1 protein-coding gene is annotated in these 3,119 nt (G+C 70.7%); it reads left to right on the plus strand.

Features of this window, described 5'->3' with window-relative positions; translation table 11 throughout:
* A partial coding sequence (locus tag ACSVC7_RS32480) for a beta strand repeat-containing protein (protein ID WP_483509156.1) occupies window positions 1-3,119 on the plus strand: 3,119 nt, incomplete at both ends.

The following is a 3,119-nucleotide window of genomic DNA, read 5'->3' on the forward strand; positions in this document are numbered from 1 at the left end:
CATCTCGCCCTTCGCCAGCGTCACCATCACCGACGCGGACAGCGCCAACCAGACGGTGACGGTCACGCTGGACAGCGCGGCCAAGGGGTCGCTGTCGAGCAGCAGCGGCGGCAGCTACAACGCCGCCACTGGTGTGTGGAGCTTCACCGGCACGACCGCGGCGGCGCAGACGGCGGTGCGCGCGCTGGTCTTCACCCCGACCGCCAACCGCGTGGCCCCGGGCTCGACCGAGACGACCACCTTCACCATCGCCACCAGCGACGGCGACGGCGGCACCGCGAGCAACAACACGACCACCGTGGTCTCGACCTCGGTCAACGACGCGCCGGTGATCGGCGGGGCCTCGGCCGGGCAGACGGTGAACGACAACGCGACCATTTCGCCCTTCGCCAGCGTCACCATCACCGACGCGGACAGCCCGGCGCAGACGCAGACGGTGACGATCACGCTGGACAGCGCGGCCAAGGGTGCGCTGTCGGGCGGCGGCGGCAGCTACAACTCCGCCAATGGTGTGTGGAGCTACACCGGCACCGCGTCGGCGGCGCAGGCGGCGGTGCGCGCGGTGGTCTTCACCCCGACCGCCAACCGCGTCACCCCGGGCTCGACCGAGACCACCACCTTCACGCTCTCGGTCAACGACGGCGTTGCCGCCGCGGTGACCAACAACACGACCACCGTGGTCTCGACCTCGGTCAACGACGCGCCGGTGATCGGCGGGGCGTCGGCCGGGCAGACGGTGAACGACAACGCGACCATCTCGCCCTTCGCCAGCGTCACCATCGCCGACGCGGACAGCCCGGCGCAGACGCAGACGGTGACGATCACGCTGGACAGCGCGGCCAAGGGCGCGCTGTCGGGCGGCGGCGGCAGCTACAACTCCGCCACTGGTGTGTGGAGCTACACCGGCACCGCGTCGGCGGCGCAGACGGCGGTGCGCGCGGTGGTCTTCACCCCGACCGCCAACCGCGTCACCCCGGGCTCGACCGAGACCACCACCTTCACGCTCTCGGTCAACGACGGCGTTGCCGCCGCGGTGACCAACAACACGACCACCGTGGTCTCGACCTCGGTCAACAACACGCCGGTGATCGGCGGCGAGGCGACCAACCAGGCGGTCAATGACACGACGACGGTGTCGCCCTTCTCCGCCCTGACGGTGACCGACGCCGATGTCCAGGGCATGGACGCGACGGTGACGATCACCAACGGCGCCAACCGGGGTGACTTCACCAGCGCCTCGGCGACCGGCTGGACGCGCACGGTCAGCGGCAGCGACTACGTCTACACCCGCACCTTCTCGTCGGGCAGCAACATCGGCAGCACCGTGCAGGCGGCGATCCGCGCCCTGGTGTTCCAGCCGCGCAGCAACGCAATCGCGCCGAGCACGACGGAGACGACCTCCTTCTCGGTGTCGGTCAACGACGGCACCGGGGCGGTCAGCAGCGGCTCGATCTCGACGGTGACCACCTCGGTCAACGACGCGCCGGCGATCGGCGGGGCCTCGGCCGGGCAGACGGTGAACGACAACGCCACGGTGTCGCCGTTCGCCAGCGTCACCATCACCGATGCGGACAGCCCGGCGCAGACGCAGACGGTGACGGTCACGCTGGACAGCGCGGCCAAGGGCGCGCTGTCGGGCGGCGGCGGCAGCTACAACGCGGCGACCGGCGTGTGGAGCTTCACCGGCACCGCGTCGGCGGCGCAGACGGCGGTGCGGGCGCTGGTCTTCACCCCGACCGCCAACCGCGTCACCCCGGGCTCGACCGAGACCACCACCTTCACGCTCTCGGTCAACGACGGCGTTGCCGCCGCGGTGACCAACAACACGACCACGGTGGTTTCGACCTCGATCAACAACACGCCGGTGATCGGCGGCGAGGCGACCAACCAGGCGGTCAACGACACGACGACGGTGTCGCCCTTCTCCGCCCTGACGGTGACCGACGCCGACGTCCAGGGCATGGACGCGACGGTGACGATCACCAACGGCGCCAACCGGGGTGACTTCACCAGCGCCTCGGCGACCGGCTGGACGCGCACGGTCAGCGGCAGCGACTACGTCTACACCCGCACCTTCTCGTCAGGCAGCAACATCGGCAGCACCGTGCAGGCGGCGATCCGCGCCCTGGTGTTCCAGCCCCGCAGCAACGCAATCGCGCCGAGCACGACGGAGACGACCTCCTTCTCGGTGTCGGTCAACGACGGCACCGGGGCGGTCAGCAGCGGTTCGATCTCGACGGTGACCACCTCGGTCAACGACGCGCCGGCGATCGGCGGGGCCTCGGCCGGGCAGACGGTGAACGACAACGCGACCATTTCGCCCTTCGCCAGCGTCACCATCACCGACGCGGACAGCCCGGCGCAGACGCAGACGGTGACGATCACGCTGGACAGCGCGGCCAAGGGCGCGCTGTCGGGCGGCGGCGGCAGCTACAACTCCGCCACTGGTGTGTGGAGCTACACCGGTACCGCGTCGGCGGCGCAGACGGCGGTGCGCGCGGTGGTCTTCACCCCGACCGCCAACCGCGTGGCCCCGGGCTCGACCGAGACCACCACCTTCACGCTCTCGGTCAACGACGGCGTCGCCGCCGCGGTGACCAACAACACGACCACGGTGGTCTCGACCTCGGTCAACGACGCGCCGGTGATCGGCGGGGCCTCGGCCGGGCAGACGGTGAACGACAACGCCACGGTGTCGCCGTTCGCCAGCGTCACCATCACCGACGCGGACAGCCCGGCGCAGACGCAGACGGTGACAATCACGCTGGACAGCGCGGCCAAGGGCGCGCTGTCGGGCGGCGGCGGCAGCTACAACGCGGCGACCGGCGTGTGGAGCTTCACCGGCACCGCGTCGGCGGCGCAGACGGCGGTGCGCGCGGTGGTCTTCACCCCGACCGCCAACCGCGTCACCCCGGGCTCGACCGAGACCACCACCTTCACGCTCTCGGTCAACGACGGCGTCGCCGCCGCGGTGACCAACAACACGACCACCGTGGTCTCGACCTCGGTCAACGACGCGCCGACGATCACCAACGTCACGACGCTGGTCCAGCAGATCAACGACAGCGCGACGGTCAAGCCGTTCAGCGCGGTCACGATCACCGACCCCGACGTGCAGA

The organism is Azospirillum mesophilum (assembly GCF_053470405.2).